Genomic DNA, 20,909 nt, shown 5'->3' on the forward strand with positions numbered 1-20,909 from the left:
GAATTAATGGGAGACAAAATTGTCTCAAGGCGAACGATGATGGAGGCGGGTGTACCAGTAGTTCCAGGCAGTGAGGAAGGAACCTCTACACTTGAGGAAGCTTGCCGGCTCGCAGAGTTAATTGGTTATCCAGTAATGCTTAAAGCTAGCGGAGGCGGTGGAGGAATAGGCATGATACGCTGTGAAAATGAGCAAGCCCTTGCCAAATCCTTTGGGTCTACGAAAGCGCGAGCAAAAGCCTATTTTGGTTCAGAAGAAGTATTTGTTGAAAAATATATAGAAAATGCAAGGCATATAGAGGTACAAATTTTTGGAGATGATTATGGAAATAATGTCCACTTGTACGAAAGGGATTGCTCCATTCAAAGAAGGCACCAAAAAGTGGTAGAGGAATCACCATCCCCATTTTTAACTGAAGAATGTAAGGGGAAAATGTACGAGACAGCCTTAAAAGCAGCCTCTGCAGTTAACTATAAAAATGCAGGCACAATTGAATTTATTGTGGATGAGCAGGAAAATTTTTATTTTTTAGAAATGAATACAAGGCTTCAAGTAGAGCATCCTGTTACAGAACAAATAACGGGTTTGGACCTAGTGGAATGGCAAATTCTTGTTGCTAGGGGAGATAAATTACCGCTGTTGCAAAATGAAATAAGCAGATCGGGACATGCGATTGAATTTAGATTATATGCAGAAGACCCGAAAAGTTTTCTGCCTTCTCCGGGAAAAATTGAAGTGTTCCAATGGCATGCCATTAAAGGTGTCCGTGTAGATTCAGGATATGATTCAGCCTCTACTGTTACACCCTTTTATGATCCAATGATCGCAAAGTGCATAATATATAGTGAAACTAGGGATGAGGCAATAAGGAAGGCTAGCAAATTTTTTGCTGAACTTGAGTTAAAGGGAATTAATACAAATGCACCTCTTTTTAAAGAAATATTGATGGATTCAGACTTTAAAAGCGGCAATTATACGACAAGCTTTCTTTTAAATAAAACCTTTTCAGTCAATATTTGAGATGCTGTGAATGCAGTTAATTTGTTGAATTGGATGTTAAGGTTATTATTTCCCTTTTTCACTTCCGAAAAAGGGGTTCTTTGTATACATATAATTAACTCTTAATAGTAGTCTTTCTAATTACCTTTTATCATTTTTCTGTTAAAATATGACTAAATACATAGATAGTGAAGTGGATGTTATGAAAATTGCAATTATTGGCGGAGGATCATTAGGTCTTCTATTTGCCCATTATCTAAATGAATTTCATCATGTATGCTTATATGTCCGTTCAATGGAACAGGAGTTTACCTTATCATCTGAAGGATTAATTTTTGAAAAAAATGAACAAAAGATCGTTCATTCTATTAACACTGCAAAGTTTTCTGCTTGGGAAGGAAATGAAGATTTAACAATTCTTGCTGTTAAACAATATCATTTGCCCGATATTTTGCAGAGAATCGCAGACATTGCCCCCTGCTATAAAGGATCTTTCTTATTTCTGCAAAATGGTATGGGGCATATCAAATTATTGGATTCGATACAGGCGAATAATGTTTATATTGGATCTGTCGAGCATGGAGCAAAGAAGGAAAGTTTAAATCATGTTATTCATACAGGAAATGGAATTACGAGAATAGCTATATATAAGGGCCAATCTTTAAACCTTATGAATGAAATAGCAAATCAATATGTTGATCGCTTTCCGTTTGTGACAGAAAAAGATTATGAAAGCATGCTAGTAAAAAAGCTAATTGTAAATTCAGTTATTAATCCTTTAACCGCAGTTTTAAATGTTCGCAATGGTGAACTACTTGACAACCCATATTACAATAAGCTCTTTAAGCAAATGTTTAACGAAATTAGTTCTATTTTATATATGGAGAATAAAGATGAGACACTATCACATCTTGAAAATGTATGCAGGAAAACAGCTGCTAATCGTTCATCCATGCTCCAAGATTTAGATGGAAATCGACCGACTGAAGTGGATGCGATCCTAGGCTATGTGCTGGAAAAGGCAGGTGACATTGGAGTGCATGCTCCTCTTACTGAATTTTTTTATCATTCGATAAAAGGTAAGGAGTATTAAGGAAGGGAGGCGTATGAATGATATCTTTTTTATCTTCAGTCATTGCTATATTTGTTACAATTCCATTATTAGGTTATTTTCTCGTATTCATTATATGTAAGCAAGTGACAAGGCAGCATAAAAAATCAGTACACATGGCTCTAGATGTAAGTACCTTCCTGTTTATCATCTCTGTCCATTTTTTAATACTGGCAATTTGGGAACAATCGTTTTTATGGATTATTTTTTTATCCTTGCTTGTTTTAGCCATTATATTTGTCTTACTTCATTGGAAAATCAAACATGAAATAAATTTGCTGCTAGTTTTCAAAGGGTTTTGGCGATTTAATTTTCTCGTATTTTTTACGGCATATATTGTGTTAACAGTAATTGGATTAATTCAAAGCGTAAGTGGATTTGTAGCGGGAGGTTAATATAATTTTGAGCAAAGTCTTTTTCTTTTCAAATCAGACAATGCTATACTCATATGGAAACAAATGAAGATGAATAAGAATGATTGATAAGCATGTACAGCCTATTAATGAAAATTGTGGATTAGAAAGGAAGACTTAAATGGAGATTTTAAATCTCTCCTTACCGGCGACAAACCGATTTGCAACAGAATATTTAGAACAGACAAAGAATATTCAGAGATATTTTCATTATCGTTACAATGACCACTTAGATTTTGAAAAACGCCGCGGAGAATTATTGAATCGTTCATATATGAGAGAAGAACTCGCAGCTCACATTGAACAATACATGTCTAAATTCCCAGGCTCTGAAATGGTTCAGTCTTCACTCCAAAAGCTGAAGCAGGAAAATAGTACAGTTATTATTGGTGGTCAGCAGGCGGGTATACTTACTGGGCCACTTTATAGCATACATAAGATTATTTCGATCGTTAGCCTGGCGAAACAAAAGGAGCAGGAATTAAATATTCCGGTTATACCAGTCTTTTGGATTGCAGGAGAGGATCATGATTATCAGGAAGTTAATCATGTATATGTTGAAAATAACAATAAAATCGAAAAGAAAGTATATCCGGAAAAAATACGTGATAAACGAATGGTCTCTGATATTACGATCGACCGGGAACAGTGTCTCAAATGGGTGGAAGCGATTATTCAAACTTTTGGGGAAACTGAACATACGCTAGGCCTTCTGGCAGAAGCGGAAGCAGCTATCAGCAAATCTGATTCATTTGTTGATTTTTTTGCCTATCTTATTATGCAGATGTTTAAGGATACGGGTCTCTTAATTATTGATTCAGGTGACCGAAAACTTCGAAGTCTTGAAAAGGAGTTTTTTGTCAAACAAATAAACAGCTTTAAAGAGATCACGAAATCTGTATTATCCCAGCAGTCTGAACTTAAAGAAGATGGCTTTTCAAATATGATTGAAATAAGTAATGATGCTGCAAATTTATTTTATTATGACGAAGATAATTATGAAAGAATCCTCCTAGAGTATGATAAGGATAAGGATGCATTCAGCGGAAAAGACGGTTCCTTTCAAATCACCCGGCAAAGCTTGCTTGATCTCGCACAGGAGTTTCCTGAAAAGCTTAGCAATAACGTAGTAACTAGACCGATCATGCAAGAATGGCTATTTCCAACACTTGCTTTTATTGCTGGACCTGGAGAAATTGCGTACTGGGCAGAGCTAAAAATGGCGTTTGAACACTTTGATTTAAGAATGCCTCCAATCGTACCTCGTCTAAATATTACCTTCCTAGATCGCTCTATAGAATCAGATATACTTGAGCTTGGGCTTGATTTGGAAGAAGTATTAATTTCGGGTACAGAAAAGGAAAGGCTTCAGTTTCTACAATCAATTAGGGATCAGCAATTGAAAGAGCTTTTCAATAAAACAAAGCAGGAATTTCTGCAAAATTACGAAATGCTGGAAAGCTATTTAATGAAAAAAGATAGAGGCTTGGTTCCACTTCTTAAAAAGAATGAAGGCTTATTGATCAAGCAGCTGGATTTTATGGAAGCAAAGCTTGATCAGGCAGAACAATTAAAATATGACGTATTGATAAATAAGTTTGCAAGGGTAGAGAATGCCATCAGGCCACTAGGTTCACCCCAAGAACGGATGTTGAATTGTTTATTCTTTATCAATCAATATGGATTTAACTTTATCCATAACCTTTTGGAGTGCAGCTTTACATTCGATGGCACCCATAAATTAATTAAAATGTAAGCAATAAAATATTTGCCGAAAAAAGACTTTATCCCATAGGATGAAGTCTTTTTTTGTTGAAGAACAGAGAGGATTTTAAAATGGTGCAAAGATTTGTAGGGAAAAGACGAACGAAAAAATGGGAATAGCTGATATTTTCTAAAGGATTTTAAAGCCAGTCATAGAATTTTAAAAATATGTGGAGGAAAGTGGGGGAATGTGGTACATTTGAGTAAGAAAGTGGGGTTAGTGGGTATGTTCATGGGGGAGTACCATCATAACATTGATAATAAGGGCCGTTTAATTGTACCTGCTAAATTCCGTGATGGTTTAGGAGAATCATTTGTCCTAACACGCGGCTTGGATCAATGTTTGTTTGGCTACCCAATGGATGAATGGAAGCTGCTAGAAGAAAAGCTTAAAGGCTTACCGCTCACAAAAAAAGATGCTCGTGCATTTACCCGTTTTTTCTTTTCTGGTGCTACGGAATGTGAAATTGATAAACAAGGAAGAATAAATATAACCTCCCCTCTTGCTTCATATGCAAACTTGGAAAAAGAATGTGTCGTTTTAGGGGTTTCCAGCAGGATTGAAATATGGAGTAAAAGTTTATGGGAGGATTATTTCTCTGATTCAGAGGAATCTTTTGCTGAAATTGCAGAGAATATGATTGGGTTTGATATTTAACTTTATTCAGCAGAAAAAGAGGTGGACATCATGTTTGAACATACAACAGTATTACTGAAAGAAACAGTAGATGGTTTGGATATTCATCCTGAAGGCGTGTATGTTGATTGTACATTAGGCGGGGCAGGACATAGTGAATTAATATTGTCCAAGCTATCAGGTAATGGAAAGCTATATGCTTTTGACCAAGACGATACGGCTATTTTACATGCTAAGGAAAAACTTGCAAAATACGGTGATAGAATAACATTTATTAAAAGTAACTTTGAACATCTTCAAGCGGAATTGGAAAAGTTGGGAGTTCATCAAGTTGATGGGGTATTGTATGATTTAGGTGTTTCATCTCCCCAATTAGATACTCCTGAACGAGGCTTTAGCTATCATCATGATGCTCCATTAGATATGAGAATGGACATGGATGCAGATTTTTCTGCTTATGATGTCGTTAATCATTGGAGCTATGGTGATTTAGTAAAGATTTTCTTTAAATACGGAGAAGAAAAGTTTTCAAAGCAAATTGCTCGAAAAATTGAAGCTGCACGCGAACTGTCTCCAATTGAAACGACTGGCCAGCTCGTTGAATTGATTAAGGAAGCAATTCCAGCCCCCGCTAGAAGAAAAGGCGGTCACCCTGGAAAAAGAGTTTTTCAGGCAATACGTATTGCCGTTAATGACGAATTAGGCGTATTTGAGAGATCCTTGCAGCAAGCTATTGATATTTTGAAGCCTGGCGGAAGGATTAGTGTCATTACATTCCATTCACTCGAGGATAGGATTTGCAAGGTTTCATTTAAAGCTGCGAGCGAAACACCTAATCTCCCTCATGGATTGCCGATTATTCCAGATGAATTCAAACCAGTCTTAAAATTAATTACAAGAAAGCCTATCACTCCGTCTGAAGAAGAACTGGAGATGAATAATAGAGCTAGATCAGCAAAGCTTCGAATCGCTGAAAAATTATAGAAAATAATTGAAAACTAAAATAGAAACTATAACAGGAGGGATAGAATGGGAAACCTAGCGCGGAAACTCCAGCAAGAGCAAAGACATGAACAGCAAAAACAAATGGTACAAGCACCAAAGAAGGTAAAGAATCGAAATCCGTGGCTTTCACCAGGGGAAAAAATATTAGGTTTAGTTTTCACAGGGATTGTTTGTTTTGGTGCAGTTAATATTGTCTCTAATCAAGCGGCAATTTACGAAATAAATAAAGAAATTCAAGATACAAAAGNNATAGGGTAAATGGAGATCTTGAAATGCAAGTAAGCGAACTAAGTACATACGAACGGATTTGGGAAAAGGCGAAGGAGCTAGGGCTGAAATTAAATGAAAACAATGTTAAGGTTGTGCACGATTAATGATTAAAAAACAGCCAAATATTAACTTTGGAGCAGCAATATTATTTGTAATATTTGGTCTGCTCTTTTTTGTCTTAGTTTACCGCTTTATCTCCATACAAATGACAGGTGAAATCCGGGGACATGTTCTAGCTGCAAAGGCGCAACAAAAATATGAAAATGAAAGAGTAATAGAAGCAAGGCGAGGGACGATATTTGACCGAAATGGAGAAGTCCTCGCTACTGATATGAACTCATATAAACTTGTTGCGATTTTAGATGAGAAAATGACCACAAATGATAAAAAGCCCCGTCACGTGATGAATCCAGAAAAAACGGCAAGAGAACTTGCAAAAGTAATTGAAATGAATGAGTCAGACATTTATAAAATCTTAACTAAATTAAAACCTGATAGTAATGAAAAGCCTTTTCAGGTTGAGTTCGGCAAAGCTGGCCGTGATTTAACAAACCAGAAGAAAAGAGAAATAGAAGAATTGAAGCTTCCTGGGATTACATTCATTAAAGATACAAAACGTTTTTATCCTAATGGTGTATTTGCTTCCCATTTAGTTGGTTACGTAGAAAAAAAAGAAACTGAAAAAAATAGAACTGATACAATAGGAATGCTCGGATTAGAGCAAAGTCTGAATGATATTTTGACAGGGGAAAATGGCAAGGTTAAATACGAAAGTGATCTTTGGGGATACCTATTGTCTGACAGTGAGGAACATGTTACCCCTGCTCGTGATGGACAGGATGTCTATTTAACGATTGATAAGAAAATCCAAACCTTTTTGGAGGATTCTTTAAATAAAGTAGATAGCGAATATAAACCAAAGAAAATTTTCGCGGTTGTGGCAGATCCGAAAACCGGAGAGATCCTGGCAATGGGGCAAAGGCCCTCATTTCACCCAATGACGAAGGAAGGGATAAGTGAAACATGGCATAATGAGATCATTGAGAATTCATTTGAACCAGGTTCAACGATGAAAATTTTTACCTTGGGAGCGGCTATTGAAGAAGGAGTTTTCAACCCGAATGATTCATTTAAGTCAGGACAATATGCCGTAGATAATAAGACAAGACCTGTTCGAGATTGGAACAATGGCAATGGCTGGGGAACCATTTCCTATTTAGAAGGGGTTCAACGCTCATCCAACGTTGTATTCGCAAAACTTGTAAAAGAAAAACTGGGCTTTGACCGCTACGAACAATATTTAACGAGTTTTGGCTTTGACCGGCCAACAGGAATTGAATTGCCGAAAGAAACAGGAGGTAAAATCGTCTATAATTGGCCATTGGAAAAAATAACAACTGGCTTTGGGCAGGGAACAGCTATTACTCCTATCCAGCAGGTTCAGGCGGCTACTGCTATCGCCAATGATGGGAATATGATGAAGCCTCATATTATTAGTAGAATTGTCGATCCTAATAGTGATGATAGAATAGTTAAAAAGACCGAGCCCGAAATTGCAGGAAAGCCTATTTCCGCAAACACAGCAAAACAAGTTAGAGATATTTTGGAAACGGTCGTATCCTCACCTAAAGGAACCGGCTTCAATTATTACAATATTGAAGGATACGATATTGCTGGAAAAACAGGGACTGCACAAATTCCTGATCCTCAAGGCGGATATTTAACTGGCCGTCAAAACTATGTGTTTTCATTTTTAGGAATGGCTCCAAAGGATGATCCTAAGTTAGTTGTCTATGTGGCAGTCCAGCAGCCTGAAATTGATATTCATACGAGTGGAGCAATTCCAGTTGCTGATATTTTTAATCCGGTTATGAAGAGCAGTCTGCAATATTTGAATATTGATCCAGTAGTGCAAACAAAACCTAATTTTGATTTAATACCTAATGTGACAGACCTAACAACCGAAGAGGCTATTAAACAATTAAATAACAAAGGGATGGAACCGATTGTAATTGGAAAAGGCAATCAGATAATAAAACAGCTTCCAGAAGCTAGCTCAAACTTGCTTTCGAAAGAAAAGGTTATGATTCGAACAGATGGGCAATTAACGATTCCGGATATGACAGGTTGGTCATTGCGAGACGTAATGAAGATTGCCAAGCTAGGAAATTTAAAGCTAAATTCTGTTGGAGATGGATATGTAAAGAAGCAAAATTTAAAACCTGGTGCATTATTTAACGAAGGTGAATATTTAATAGTAGAGTTAGAGCCTCCGATTGAAAAATACAGAGTGGACGAAGAGGAGCAAACAGTAGAAGACGAGGAAGAAACGATTGAAGTGAAAGATTAAACAAAGAACTGAAGACCATAACAAAATATATGGAGTGATAATCAAAGTTTTTGATTATTTGTCCAATGTTCTGTTGGTCTTTTTTTATTGTCTAGCTTCAGGTCCTCCGCATTTCTATTGTCTAGCTGCAGCGCCTAGGGGCTCGAGGTCATAAGTCCATCCAGCATGAAGGTAAAGAACAACCTTCCTGCTGGCTGGTCTTATGCTTGTCGCCCCTGGGCAAGGCGCCTCCGCTTTTCTTATTCTATTTAAATGGGTACAAGCATATATTGGAACGAGCCATAAACTAAGGAGGATCGTTCGTGTATGCGTGTTTCTAATGTAACAGTGAGAAAAAGGTTAACAATAGCTTTAGTCGCAGGCATGTTAATTTTTTTTATAATCGATATTCGGCTTGGATATGTTCAATTCTTTTTGGGCAACTCATTAACAGATGGTGCAAAAGAACTATGGAGCCGTGATATACCCTTCGAACCTGAAAGAGGCGAAATCGTTGACCGTAATGGGATCGCGCTTGCGACAAATGTCAGTGCACCTACAATATATGTAGTACCAAGGCAAATTAAAGACCCTCATGATGTTGCGGAAAAATTGGCTGCAGTCCTTAATGCATCTAAGGAAAAAATTTATTCAGAGATTACTAAGAAAGAAAAAGATGTAAAATTAACAGCTGGAAGAAAGATCTCCCATGAAAAGGCAAAAGAAATAAGAGCGTTGAATATAGATGGTGTTTATCTTGGTGAGGATTCAAAAAGACATTATCCATTTGGAAATTATTTGTCCCATGTTTTAGGGTTTGCCGGGATTGATAATCAAGGGTTGATGGGTTTAGAACTTTATTATGATAAAGAATTGCAGGGGAAAAAGGGATCCGTTAAGTTTTATGCAAATGCAAAAGGTGAACGAATGAATGATATGGCTGACGATTATGATCCCCCTGAGGATGGATTAGATTTAAGGTTAACAATAGATTCTAAGGTTCAGACCATTATGGAACGGGTATTAGATAATGCTCAAGCGACTTATAACCCAGATGGAATAATTGCTATCGCGATGAATCCGAATAATGGAGAAATATTAGCGATGTCAAGCAGGCCAAATTTTGATCCTGCTAATTTCCGGAATGTCTCACCTGAAGTTTACAACCGTAATCTCCCAATTTGGAGTACATTTGAACCAGGATCTACTTTTAAAATCATAACACTTGCTGCCGCATTGGAGGAAGGGAAGGTAGATCTGAAAAAAGATCATTTCCATGATCCGGGCTACGTTAAAGTGGGCGGAGCAAGATTGCGATGCTGGAAAAAAGGCGGCCATGGCAGCCAATCATTCCTTGAAGTAGTTCAAAATTCGTGTAACCCTGGCTTTGTTGAGCTTGGTGATAGATTAGGAAAAGAAACTTTATTTAAATATATAAGAGACTTTGGATTTGGTGAAAAAACAGGAATAGACCTGCAAGGAGAAGGAACTGGAATCCTGTTTAATATGGATAAAGTGGGGCCCGTTGAACAAGCAACTACTGCTTTTGGACAGGGGGTTTCAGTCACTCCCATCCAACAAGTTGCTGCCCTTTCAGCAGCTATAAACGGCGGGACATTATATACGCCATATGTAGCAAAGGAACTCATTGATCCAATAACTGGTGAAGTTGTGATGAGAAAAACTCCTACAGCTAAAAGGGAAGTAATTTCAAAAGAAACATCAGATCAAATTAGATATGCCCTTGAAAGTGTTGTGGCCCAAGGAACGGGAGGTAAAGCATTTATTGACGGGTACCGTGTGGGAGGAAAAACCGGAACAGCCCAAAAGGCCCAAGGCGGCAGATACCTTGAAAATAACCATATCGTTTCATTTATTGGCTTTGCCCCAGCAGATGATCCACAGCTAGTTGTATATGTTGCTGTAGATAATCCAAAAGGCACCGTTCAATTTGGGGGAGTTGTTGCTGCCCCGATTGTAGGAGACATTATGGAAGATAGGCTGCGTGCGATGGGAGTTAAGCCGAGGGAAAAACAAATCGAGAAAAAGCTTACATGGCCTGATGTTCCGATGATCGAAGTGCCGGATTTAGTAGGGATAACGAAAAAAGAGCTCGGAGAACTATATATTAATTTAAGAATAGATGCTAGCGGGGAAGGGAACAAAGTGGTTAAGCAAACACCAGAACCGGGAATAAAGCTTAAAGAAGGGTCCACAATAAGACTTTATTTTGGCAAGGAAGAATAAAATAATGCCATTCTAAAAAAAAGCGGGCGGCCCATTATGATACGCCGCCTGCATTTTTATTATCCATTTTTAGACTTAGTAAATTCGAATAGCTAAATGTCAATTTTTCATGTAAAATGAAAATCGTTACGATTTTTGGCTGTTTCTAATATGGCATGGATTATAGTATGTAAAGTCTATGAGTTAAGGGGATGACGAAATGAAGTTACATACGCTTTTGCATGATTTGCAGCCATACATGGCATATAGCGGAGAAAATCCTGACATCTCTTCAATAGAAAATGACAGTCGTAAAGTGGAAAAAGGCAGTTTGTTCATTTGTATTAAAGGATTTACAGTAGATGGACATGATTTTGCCTCCTCTGCGGTAAAGAAGGGTGCGGCCGCAATCATTTCCGAAAAAGAAATGAACCTTTCTGTACCGGTTATTGTTGTTCGAAATACAAGGCGTGCAATGGCGTTATTAGCCGACTCCTTTTTCAAACAGCCAAGTAAGAAACTGCATTTAATTGGGATTACCGGAACAAATGGCAAGACAACAACAAGCCATTTAATCGAAAAAATATTATCCGATTATGGCAGAAAGACTGGCTTGATTGGGACAATGTATACAAAAATAGGGGATAAAATATCGGAAGTGAAAAATACAACTCCAGATGCCCTTACACTGCAAAGGATTTTCAGACGAATGGCTGATGCTGGTGTACAATCAACAGTGATGGAAGTTTCTTCTCATGCTTTGGATGAAGGAAGGGTCCACGGGTGTGATTTTGATATAGCCGTTTTCACAAATTTAACTCAGGATCACTTGGATTTCCATAAAACCATGGATGAGTATAGAAATGCAAAAGGTCTTTTGTTTGCACAGTTAGGCAGTGCATTCCGATATAATCCTCCAAAGTATGCCGTTCTAAATAACGATGATTCTGTAACCAATCATTATATAAAAGCAACATCAGCTCATGTTTTAACATATGGGATTGATCAGCCTGCAGATTTACAAGCTGTAAATATCCAAATGACAGCTTTTGGGACATCATTTGAATTACATAGTCCATTTGGAATTTATCAAATATCTATGCAGCTAGTAGGGATGTTTAGCGTATATAATGTGTTGGCAGCAATTGGTGCAGGGATAGCATCCGGCATTCCTATGAAACCGATCATTCAATCAATTGAGGAAGTGAAAGGTGTTTCTGGCCGTTTTGAGACAGTCGATGCAGGACAGAAATTTACTGTGATTGTTGATTATGCACATACGCCAGACAGCTTAGAAAATGCATTGAAAACAGTCAAGCAAATTGCTGCAAAAAGAATTTTTGTAATCGTTGGCTGTGGCGGGGACAGGGACCGTTCGAAAAGGCCATTAATGGCAAGTATTGCATGTCAGTATGGCACCGATGCTATTTTCACTTCTGATAATCCCCGTAGTGAGGATCCCCTCGCGATATTGGCAGATATGGAAGCTGGGGTAAAAGGTCAAAAATATAAAGTTATTCTTGACCGAAAAGAAGCAATTTATTATGCAATTAACATGGCAGCTGAAGGTGATGTCATATTAATAGCTGGAAAAGGGCATGAAACCTATCAGCTAATTGGAAATCAAGTTTTTGATTTTGATGACCGGCTAGTTGCAAAAGCGGCAATAGAGGAGCGATAAAATGTTATTAGCGTATGGTGATTTAGCGAAACTGTTTCCGAAAATGAAAGGAATACAGGATCATGAGCTTTTTTTTCATACGGTCGCGACAATTTCAGATGTACCCCAATTCAGAGGAGTGTTCATCCCTCTTGGCGAGAATACAGGGGAGTTGAAGAAAGCCATTGAAAATGGTGCAGTTGCTGCCCTGTGGAAGGAAGAGATGGAGATTCCCCGATATACTCCTAATCATTTTCCAATATTTTTTACTAATGACTTATTGAAAGGCTTAAAGGACATGATGGAACTATATATAGAAAAATTAAACCAACAACAAAAAACAGAACTTAAAGTGACTAATTTCCTCTTTTCAGATGAAATACTTCTTAATGAAAATAATTCAACATATGATATTGCTGTGATAGCAGAAAAAATGAAGGTAATAAATAATCTGCTCCAGGATGGAAAGGAGGGAGCAAAATGATGGAGAAAGTAATATTTTTTACAATAATAATGAGCTTTTTAGTAACAGTCCTGCTTTCTCCCATCTTTATCCCCTTCTTGAGAAGATTAAAATTTGGGCAAAGCATAAGAGAGGAAGGTCCTCAATCACATTTAAAGAAATCCGGTACTCCTACGATGGGGGGAATTATGATCCTTCTCTCGATTGCCATTACTACCATTGTGATGACAGGGAAGTTCTCTGAACCAACTGTAAAGACTTATTTGCTCTTATTAGTTACACTCGGATTTGGGCTGCTTGGTTTCCTTGATGACTTTATTAAGGTCGCTTTGAAAAGGAATCTAGGATTGACTTCAATACAGAAGTTATTAGGGCAAATTATTATTTCAATTATTTTTTATTTTGTTTTTCAGCAAAACGATTTTTCAACAGTCATTCATATTCCATTAACAAATCTTTCTTTTGATTTAGGCTGGATGTATGTTTTCTTTATCATATTTTGGCTAGTTGGCTTTTCCAATGCTGTGAATCTTACAGATGGTTTGGATGGTCTTTTATCTGGAACAGCTGCAATCGCTTTTGGAGCGTTTGCTGTTTTGGCTTGGAGTTTATCACAATTTGAAATTGCCATTTTTTCTGTAGCGGTGGCAGGTGCTGTGCTAGGGTTCCTCGTTTTCAATGCTCATCCTGCCAAAGTATTTATGGGGGATACCGGCTCCCTAGCACTTGGTGGAGCTATTGCTACAATTGCTATATTAACAAAGCTTGAAATCATTTTACTTATTATTGGCGGCGTTTTTGTAATCGAAACTTTGTCTGTTATTTTACAGGTGATTTCATTTAAAACAACAGGTAAAAGGATCTTTAAGATGAGTCCATTACATCATCATTATGAGCTAATTGGATGGTCTGAGTGGAGAGTAGTGGTGACCTTTTGGGCTGTAGGCCTGCTTTGCGCAATTCTTGGAATCTATATTGAGGTGTGGATGTAATTGAAACAGATCAATCGCTATCGTCATAAAAAAATATTAGTATTAGGATTAGCAAAAAGTGGGGTTGCTGCTGCTTCTCTTTTACATAAACTCGGTGCTTTTGTAACCGTAAATGATTACAAACCACTTTCCGAAAATCTGGAGGCACAAAGTCTGCTAGAAGAAGGAATTACTGTTATATGTGGAGAGCATCCTATAGGACTCCTTGAAGAGGGTTTTGAGCTTATCGTGAAAAATCCGGGGATTCCTTATCATAATCCAATGATTGTAGGGGCAATTGAAAAGGAGATACCTATTATTACAGAGGTTGAGCTTGCCTATCAAATTTCTGAAGCCCCGCTTATTGGGATCACAGGGACAAATGGGAAGACAACAACTACCACACTTATTTATGAAATGCTGAAGGAAGGCGGGAAGCTTCCTTTAATTGCAGGCAATATTGGTACAGTAGCATCCGATGTAGCACAGGAGGCAACTAGGGAAAATACAATTGTTATCGAATTGTCTTCTTTTCAGCTTATGGGTATAAATGAATTTAAACCGAAAATTGCTATTTTAACAAATCTTTACGATGCTCACCTTGATTATCATGGGACAAGAAATGATTATGTTCAAGCGAAAGCAAATATTACTAAAAATCAAACGAATGATGATTATTTTATCGTAAATGCTGAGCAGGATGAAGTGTTGGAGGTCGCTGCACAGGCAAATGCCACAATCATTCCGTTTTCAGTTAAAAGTAAATTAAATTCTGGTGTTTATCATGAAAACGGCTGGATTTACTTTAATAACGAAAGAATTATTGAGACAAAGGAAATCGTGTTGCCGGGTGCTCATAACTTAGAAAATATTTTTTCTGCTATTGCTGCGGCCAAGCTTTCATCAGTTGATAACGAGGCAATTTCAAAAGTACTTCGTACATTTATAGGTGTTAAGCATCGCTTGCAGTATGTTAGAGAATTTGGGGGCAGAAAATTTTATAACGATTCAAAAGCAACGAATATTTTAGCAACTCAAAATGCTATTTCCGCTTTTCATGAACCTATTATTCTTCTTGCGGGCGGTTTGGACCGTGGGAATGAATTTGATGAACTCACTCCTTACTTCAAAAACGTAAAGGCAATAGTAACCTTTGGGCAAACAGCCCCAAAAATTGAAAGAGCTGCCATTAAAGCAGGAATAAAAAACATTTTGCATGTCGATAATGTGGAAAAAGCCGTTCCTGTAGCCTATCAGTTATCTGAACTGGGAGACGTGATATTATTATCGCCAGCTTGTGCGAGCTGGGATCAATATAAAACTTTTGAGGTTAGGGGAGACATTTTTATACAAGCGGTGCATATGCTTAAGTGAGGGCTTGTACGCGAAAAAGGAAAAAACAGCTTAGGGAGTCATCTTTCGCAAAAATTGCTTCGTTTTTTACACGGCCCTAAAACTAGCATTCGAGGTGTTTTGTGTTGCCAACAAAAAGAACGACTCCCGATTTGATTTTAATCATCGTAACTTTAACATTGCTTTCAGTTGGATTAACGATGGTATATAGTGCTAGCGCTATTTGGGCAGAGTATAAATTTGATGATTCTTTTTTCTTTGCTAAGAGACAGCTGCTGTTCGCAGGGGTAGGGATAGCCGCGATGTTTTTTATTATGAATGTCGATTACTGGACTTGGAGAACTTGGGCAAAGGTTATAGTCATCATTTGTTTTGTCCTTTTAATACTTGTTCTCATACCAGGAATTGGAAATGTTAGGAATGGTTCAAGGAGCTGGATAGGGGTCGGAGCTTTTTCGATTCAGCCATCGGAATTTATGAAGCTTGCGATGATTGCCTTTCTCGCAAAATACTTATCTGAGCGCCAAAAACTAATAACGTCATTTACAAAAGGATTAATTCCCTCATTAGGGATTGTGTTTTTGGCTTTTGGATTAATCATGCTGCAGCCCGATCTAGGAACGGGGACCGTCATGGTTGGAACTTGTCTTGTTATGATATTCATTGCAGGGGGGAGAATTAGCCATTTTCTCGGTCTTGGTTTACTGGGGCTTGGAGGATTTGCAGCCTTGATCTTATCTGCTCCATATCGGATCAAACGAATAACGTCTTTTTTGGATCCATGGGAAGACCCATTGGGAAGCGGATTTCAAATTATTCAATCCTTATATGCAATAGGGCCAGGTGGGTTATTTGGATTAGGCCTAGGACAGAGCAGACAAAAATTCTTCTATCTCCCAGAACCGCAAACAGACTTCATATTTGCCATTCTTTCGGAAGAACTTGGGTTTATTGGCGGATCGTTTGTAATTTTATTGTTTTCTTTATTATTATGGAGAGGAATTAGGATTGCCCTCGGAGCTCCTGACCTATTTGGCAGTTTCCTAGCGGTTGGTATTATTGCTATGATCGCTATCCAGGTCATGATTAATATCGGGGTTGTCATTGGACTCATGCCCGTTACTGGGATTACCCTTCCATTCTTAAGCTATGGCGGATCATCCTTAACACTTATGCTTTTAGCAATCGGTGTTTTGTTAAATATTAGCCGATATTCAAGATATTAATTTTTTGACCCTGATTACAGGGTTTCTTTTTGTTTTGTCTATCGTATAGTATTTTTATTACGGTTAGATGAAAATGAATAAAATCCACTGAAATTTATTACATTTACATGTCATTATGATATCCCATTATAATCATTAGTTTTTATATAGTAGAATAGGGTGTGTGAGCCGAACGGGGGTCACCACGGCAAGAAAATAAATCAATACACTCTGCTTTGAGGTGAGCACATGAAAATAGCAATTAGCGGCGGCGGAACTGGTGGGCATATTTATCCAGCTCTTGCTCTCATAAGAGAAATACAAAAGGATAATAAGGATGCAGAGTTTTTATATATTGGAACAGTAAGCGGTTTAGAAAGTAAACTTGTCCCAAGAGAAAATATTCCGTTTAAATCAATACATATTACTGGATTTAAAAGAAAGCTTTCATTAGAAAATGTAAAAACTATTTTCCGTTTTTTAAAAGGTGTTAAGGATAGTAAGAAAATGCTTAGAGAATTTAATGCAGATGTTGTAATTGGTACAGGAGGATACGTATGCGGGCCAGTTGTATATGCTGCAGCAAAGCTAGGTATCCCAACGATCATTCATGAGCAGAATAGTGTACCTGGTTTAACAAATAAATTTCTAAGCAAATATGTCGATCGAATTGCTGTTTGCTTTGAAGAAGCAAGTAAATATTTTCCGCATGAAAAAGTCGAGTTAACCGGAAATCCGCGTGCTTCAGAGGTTATTGGGAAAGATGGAATTAAAGGGCGGCTATCCGCTGGGTTAAAAACAAATGTCCCCGTTGTATTAATCGTAGGTGGGAGCCGGGGTGCAAAACCTATTAATGAAGCAGTTCTAAAATCATTGGCGGAACTTGGTGAAAAGCCATATCAAATATTGTATGTGACTGGTGATGTTCATTTTGATGAAGTTCAAAATGAAGTTGAATTGATTGGAAATCCTGAAAATGTAATCATTAAACCGTTTATACATAATATGCCAGAAATTCTTGCAGGAACAGATTTAACAATTGCTAGAGCAGGAGCTACAACCCTCGCTGAATTAACCTCACTTGGGATCCCTAGTATTCTAATACCTAGTCCTTATGTTACAAATAACCATCAGGAAAAGAATGCTAGATCATTAAGTGATCATGGAGCAGCTGAATTGTTATTGGAAAAGGATCTGACAGGGAAGAAGCTTGTTGAGTTAATGGACCAAATCTTAATGGATGAAGTAAAGTTAAAGGACATGAAAAAATCCTCAAAGAAATTAGGGATTCCTGATGCGGCTAATAGGCTTTACAGGCTAATGGAAGAACTCGTTACGAAGAGGGGAAAGTAGCCTAAAAGAAATAACTGCATAAAATGGTCTATAAATTAAATTTAGAATTGAATTTAAAAAGAAAGGGAGGTAAATATGAACGAATTAATTGACAAGCTAAATGAATTAAACATTGGAAAAATAAAAGAACAAGAGCCTTTAGCTAATCATACAACTATGAAAATAGGCGGACCAGCCAATTTGTTTATTGAGCCTTCATCTGTCGAAAATATAATAAAAACAGTTGAGCTCCTTCATGAATATAAAGTAGGATGGACAGCAATTGGAAGAGGGTCTAACTTGCTAATATCAGATTTAGGTATAGAAGGCGCAGTCATTAAACTTGGATCAGGTTTGTCACATATGGAAATTAACGGATCAGAGCTAAAGGTTGGCGGTGGATATTCAATCGTCAGTCTTTCCACACAAATAAGCAGAAAGGGACTTTCAGGTCTTGAATTTGCAAGTGGTATTCCTGGTTCAGTCGGTGGGGCTGTTTATATGAATGCTGGTGCTCATGGTTCTGATATTTCTAACATATTAACAAAAGCCCACATTCTTTTTGAAGACGGGAAGGTAGAATGGCTATCTAATGAGGAAATGGAATTTTCCTATAGAACATCCGTTTTACAGAAAAAACGCCCTGGCATTGTCATTGAAGCCGTCTTTCAATTACAGCCCGGAGATAAAGACAAAATTTTTGAAGAAATGCAAAGAAATAAGGATTACCGGAAAGAAACACAGCCATGGAATTTTCCTTGTGCAGGCAGTATTTTTAGAAATCCCCTGCCTAATTATGCGGGTAAGCTGATTGAAGATGCAGGATTAAAAGGCTTTTCCATCGGGGGAGCTAAAGTATCAGATATGCATGGAAATTTCATTGTCAACACAGGAAATGCAAAAGCTGCTGATGTCCTGGCATTGATTCAGCACATAAAAGATGAAATTTATGAAAGATTTGCGATTAAAATAGAAACCGAAGTAGAAATAATCGGTCGAAAGTAACGGGAAAAAATCCTTACTACGGCTATTTATTATGGTATAATTGTACTCTAGGACTAAGGTCAGTATTCACTTTGGAAAGACGGCATGTCTATTCGTGCCGTTTGTTTTCCCATTTATAAATTTGGTTTTTATGAAAAAGGACAAGTCTTCCTTTATTTATTTTGATTTATATTGGGTTATTTGAAAGATTATGTGTGATACTTGAGGTGAATGATATGGAAAAAGGAAATGTTGTTTCTCTTGAGGACCGAATTCCAAAGCTAAAACAACAAAGGCGAAAAAAAGCTAATAGAAGACTGATTTTTTTGCTGCTGTTATTTTTCACGCTTATTTCTTTTATCATTTATTTCCAATCTCCCTTAAGCCATATACATAAAATCGAAGTTTTAGGCAGCTCCACATACAGCCAAGAAGAATTGATTTCTCTGTCAGGTCTTTCCGAGAAAATAAATATTTGGAAAGTAGATGAAAGTGCTATAAAGAGCAAACTTGAAGAGCTTCCAGAGATAAAATCCGCAAATGTTAAGATCAATTTGCCTAATACCGTTAGAATGACAATAAGTGAATATAAGCGTATCGCCTACATAATGAAAGATAAAAGCTATTTGCCGGTTCTTGAAAATGGGAAAGTTCTTAAAAAGAGTAAAACTGCTGAAATCCCCGCAACTGCGCCTATACTCATTGGCTTTTCTGAAGGTAATGAACTTAATGGAATGATTAATGAGCTTGAAGTGCTTCCAGAGGTGGTATTAAATTCTATTTCTGAAATTCACCATACCCCAAAGAAAACAGATACGTATAATCTGACTCTTTATATGAATGATGGATTTGAAGTAAGTGCTACAGTCAAAAGCTTTTCAGAAAAAATGTCACACTACCCTTCAATTATTAGCCAATTGGACCCTAATAAAAAAGGCATTATTGATTTGGAAGTCGGCTCTTATTTCAAAGCTTATGAACAAGAGGGAGCTGAACAGCTTGAAGAAGAAATTGAAAGTGACGGGTAATCATGTTATTTTTTCTCTTGTTTTTCTTGTATTAGGCTATATCATTGCTTTTTCATATCATCAAACTCAAAGCGAAGGTGAGAACACAGCTATAACAGGAAAACAATGGGAAAGAGATTTAGAATTACGGAATCAATTAGTTCAATTAGAGGAAAAAAACCGCTCATTACAAAAAGAATTAAATGAAAAGCAAGAGAGAGTGCGTGAAATCGAGAAGGAGATGTCACAAGAAGCACAGGTTTACTTCAATCTCGCTGAAGATGCAGAAAAGTATAGAATGTATTTAGGCAAGGTTAAAGTAAAAGGGCAAGGTGTTGAAGTAACGCTGGCAGATGGGGATTATAATCCTGAAGAAGTGAATGTTAATAATTATATTGTTCATGAACATCATGTGTTTAAGGTAATAAATGAATTATATATATCTGGTGCTTCTGCTATTGCTATTAACGGACAAAGGCTAGCCCATAATTCATATATTCTCTGTAATGGGCCGGTTATAGAAGTTGACGGCTATCAGCATCCAGCACCCTTCGTCATTTCCGCTATTGGCGATGCTGATGTTTTAGCCTCAGCTTTGAATTTAACAGGCGGAGTAAAGGATTCATTAGTCAATGATAATATTCTATTTACTCTTGAAAAAAAAGCCGATATTATGTTGGAGCCTTTGTTAGGAAGCTAATATAACAGTATGTATAATTGTTTCAAAAATCGTCCACATTTTTAAATTAGGTTGGAAAGTTAGGTGGTAAAAAACGTGGACAAATTCAAAAAAAATATAAATTTCACACTTATAACGATTGTCATTGGATTTATGGTAGCTATTCAATTTCGAACGGTTAAAGAGCCCGTTGTACGTGATACTCGAGATACTTGGCAGCTTAGGGAAGATGTCATGAAGGAAAATGAGCTCCAGATCAAACTAATTCGTGAAGTACGATCAAATGAAGAAAAGATTGCCAAGTACGAAACTGAACTAAAGCAAAGCAAAGAACAAATTTTGAGGGAAACTCTTGGTGAACTAAAAGCAGAAGCAGGGTTAACGAAGGTACAAGGAAATGGGATCATCTTAAATATTGAGCCAGTATATGAAGAACTTTTAGTTGGCAAGCCTGTATCAACTGTTTCTCCCGATTTATTAAAAAGACTAATTAATGAATTA

At 37.3% G+C, this 20,909-nt stretch carries 17 protein-coding genes and 2 pseudogenes; all 19 read left to right on the plus strand.

Annotation, left to right across the window (positions count from 1 at the left end):
• The coding region (locus V7149_RS15790; protein ID WP_335346567.1) for an acetyl-CoA carboxylase biotin carboxylase subunit at positions 1–1,020 on the plus strand (1,020 nt) is incomplete at its 5' end.
• Positions 1,021–1,201: 181 nt separating this feature from the next.
• Positions 1,202–2,092: a 2-dehydropantoate 2-reductase gene (locus tag V7149_RS15795; protein ID WP_335346568.1), complete on the plus strand. Its 891-nt coding sequence runs from the start codon at positions 1,202–1,204 to the stop codon at positions 2,090–2,092.
• Between the two features lie 17 nt (positions 2,093–2,109).
• Complete coding sequence (locus V7149_RS15800) at positions 2,110–2,505, plus strand: DUF3397 domain-containing protein (protein WP_335346569.1); 396 nt, start codon at positions 2,110–2,112, stop codon at positions 2,503–2,505.
• A 139-nt stretch (positions 2,506–2,644) separates the two neighbouring features.
• On the plus strand, positions 2,645–4,279 hold the full coding sequence (bshC, locus tag V7149_RS15805; protein ID WP_335346570.1) for a bacillithiol biosynthesis cysteine-adding enzyme BshC: 1,635 nt from the start codon (positions 2,645–2,647) through the stop codon (positions 4,277–4,279).
• Between the two features lie 234 nt (positions 4,280–4,513).
• Complete coding sequence (gene mraZ, locus V7149_RS15810) at positions 4,514–4,945, plus strand: division/cell wall cluster transcriptional repressor MraZ (protein ID WP_066289421.1); 432 nt, start codon at positions 4,514–4,516, stop codon at positions 4,943–4,945.
• 30 nt (positions 4,946–4,975) lie between these two features.
• Entirely contained in the window at positions 4,976–5,908 is a 933-nt protein-coding gene (rsmH, locus tag V7149_RS15815; RefSeq protein ID WP_335346571.1) for a 16S rRNA (cytosine(1402)-N(4))-methyltransferase RsmH, read from the plus strand.
• 45 nt (positions 5,909–5,953) lie between these two features.
• Positions 5,954–6,303, plus strand: a pseudogene (gene ftsL, locus V7149_RS15820) (cell division protein FtsL).
• A complete protein-coding gene (locus tag V7149_RS15825) occupies positions 6,303–8,549 on the plus strand; it encodes a penicillin-binding protein (RefSeq protein ID WP_335346572.1) in 2,247 nt (748 codons plus the stop codon). Before ftsL ends, V7149_RS15825 begins: the two are co-directional and overlap by 1 nt.
• Before the next feature lie 306 nt (positions 8,550–8,855).
• Complete coding sequence (locus V7149_RS15830) at positions 8,856–10,775, plus strand: stage V sporulation protein D (protein ID WP_335346573.1); 1,920 nt, start codon at positions 8,856–8,858, stop codon at positions 10,773–10,775.
• A gap of 199 nt (positions 10,776–10,974) precedes the next feature.
• Positions 10,975–12,435, plus strand: a complete 1,461-nt coding sequence (locus tag V7149_RS15835; protein ID WP_335346574.1) for a UDP-N-acetylmuramoyl-L-alanyl-D-glutamate--2,6-diaminopimelate ligase — start codon at positions 10,975–10,977, stop codon at positions 12,433–12,435.
• 1 nt (position 12,436) lies between these two features.
• Positions 12,437–12,898, plus strand: a complete 462-nt coding sequence (locus V7149_RS15840; protein WP_335346575.1) for a hypothetical protein — start codon at positions 12,437–12,439, stop codon at positions 12,896–12,898.
• The gene (gene mraY, locus V7149_RS15845) at positions 12,895–13,869 is read left to right on the plus strand and encodes a phospho-N-acetylmuramoyl-pentapeptide-transferase (protein WP_335346576.1); all 975 of its coding nucleotides are present in this window, start codon (positions 12,895–12,897) and stop codon (positions 13,867–13,869) included. Before V7149_RS15840 ends, mraY begins: the two co-directional genes overlap by 4 nt.
• Positions 13,870–15,222, plus strand: coding sequence for a UDP-N-acetylmuramoyl-L-alanine--D-glutamate ligase (murD, locus tag V7149_RS15850; RefSeq protein ID WP_335346577.1), 1,353 nt, complete (start codon positions 13,870–13,872; stop codon positions 15,220–15,222). It begins immediately after the preceding gene.
• A gap of 104 nt (positions 15,223–15,326) precedes the next feature.
• Complete coding sequence (gene spoVE, locus V7149_RS15855; protein WP_335346578.1) at positions 15,327–16,427, plus strand: stage V sporulation protein E; 1,101 nt, start codon at positions 15,327–15,329, stop codon at positions 16,425–16,427.
• Positions 16,428–16,655: 228 nt separating this feature from the next.
• Positions 16,656–17,759, plus strand: coding sequence for an undecaprenyldiphospho-muramoylpentapeptide beta-N-acetylglucosaminyltransferase (gene murG, locus V7149_RS15860; protein ID WP_335346579.1), 1,104 nt, complete (start codon positions 16,656–16,658; stop codon positions 17,757–17,759).
• A 75-nt stretch (positions 17,760–17,834) separates the two neighbouring features.
• Positions 17,835–18,743, plus strand: coding sequence for a UDP-N-acetylmuramate dehydrogenase (gene murB / locus V7149_RS15865; protein ID WP_335346580.1), 909 nt, complete (start codon positions 17,835–17,837; stop codon positions 18,741–18,743).
• A 215-nt stretch (positions 18,744–18,958) separates the two neighbouring features.
• Positions 18,959–19,750 (plus strand): cell division protein FtsQ/DivIB, encoded by a 792-nt coding sequence (locus tag V7149_RS15870; protein WP_335346581.1) that lies wholly within the window; start codon positions 18,959–18,961, stop codon positions 19,748–19,750.
• Positions 19,698–20,429 (plus strand): DUF881 domain-containing protein, encoded by a 732-nt coding sequence (locus V7149_RS15875; RefSeq protein WP_335346582.1) that lies wholly within the window; start codon positions 19,698–19,700, stop codon positions 20,427–20,429. Before V7149_RS15870 ends, V7149_RS15875 begins: the two co-directional genes overlap by 53 nt.
• A gap of 132 nt (positions 20,430–20,561) precedes the next feature.
• Positions 20,562–20,909 (plus strand): annotated as a pseudogene (locus V7149_RS15880) (DUF881 domain-containing protein); the annotation flags it as partial.

It is taken from the genome of Bacillus sp. JJ1503, from assembly GCF_036965125.1.
GTDB lineage: Bacteria > Bacillota > Bacilli > Bacillales > Cytobacillaceae > Cytobacillus.

Excerpts from the sequence above, each read along its gene's own strand:
- V7149_RS15795 (WP_335346568.1), top strand. The coding sequence starts at position 1,202 with ATGAAAATTGCAATTATTGGCGGAGGATCATTAGGTCTTCTATTTGCC.
- V7149_RS15800 (WP_335346569.1), top strand. The coding sequence starts at position 2,110 with ATGATATCTTTTTTATCTTCAGTCATTGCTATATTTGTTACAATTCCA.
- bshC (WP_335346570.1), top strand. The coding sequence starts at position 2,645 with ATGGAGATTTTAAATCTCTCCTTACCGGCGACAAACCGATTTGCAACA.
- mraZ (WP_066289421.1), top strand. The coding sequence starts at position 4,514 with ATGTTCATGGGGGAGTACCATCATAACATTGATAATAAGGGCCGTTTA.
- rsmH (WP_335346571.1), top strand. The coding sequence starts at position 4,976 with ATGTTTGAACATACAACAGTATTACTGAAAGAAACAGTAGATGGTTTG.
- V7149_RS15825 (WP_335346572.1), top strand. The coding sequence starts at position 6,303 with ATGATTAAAAAACAGCCAAATATTAACTTTGGAGCAGCAATATTATTT.
- V7149_RS15830 (WP_335346573.1), top strand. The coding sequence starts at position 8,856 with ATGCGTGTTTCTAATGTAACAGTGAGAAAAAGGTTAACAATAGCTTTA.
- V7149_RS15835 (WP_335346574.1), top strand. The coding sequence starts at position 10,975 with ATGAAGTTACATACGCTTTTGCATGATTTGCAGCCATACATGGCATAT.
- V7149_RS15840 (WP_335346575.1), top strand. The coding sequence starts at position 12,437 with ATGTTATTAGCGTATGGTGATTTAGCGAAACTGTTTCCGAAAATGAAA.
- mraY (WP_335346576.1), top strand. The coding sequence starts at position 12,895 with ATGATGGAGAAAGTAATATTTTTTACAATAATAATGAGCTTTTTAGTA.
- murG (WP_335346579.1), top strand. The coding sequence starts at position 16,656 with ATGAAAATAGCAATTAGCGGCGGCGGAACTGGTGGGCATATTTATCCA.
- murB (WP_335346580.1), top strand. The coding sequence starts at position 17,835 with ATGAACGAATTAATTGACAAGCTAAATGAATTAAACATTGGAAAAATA.
- V7149_RS15870 (WP_335346581.1), top strand. The coding sequence starts at position 18,959 with ATGGAAAAAGGAAATGTTGTTTCTCTTGAGGACCGAATTCCAAAGCTA.
- V7149_RS15875 (WP_335346582.1), top strand. The coding sequence starts at position 19,698 with ATGAACAAGAGGGAGCTGAACAGCTTGAAGAAGAAATTGAAAGTGACG.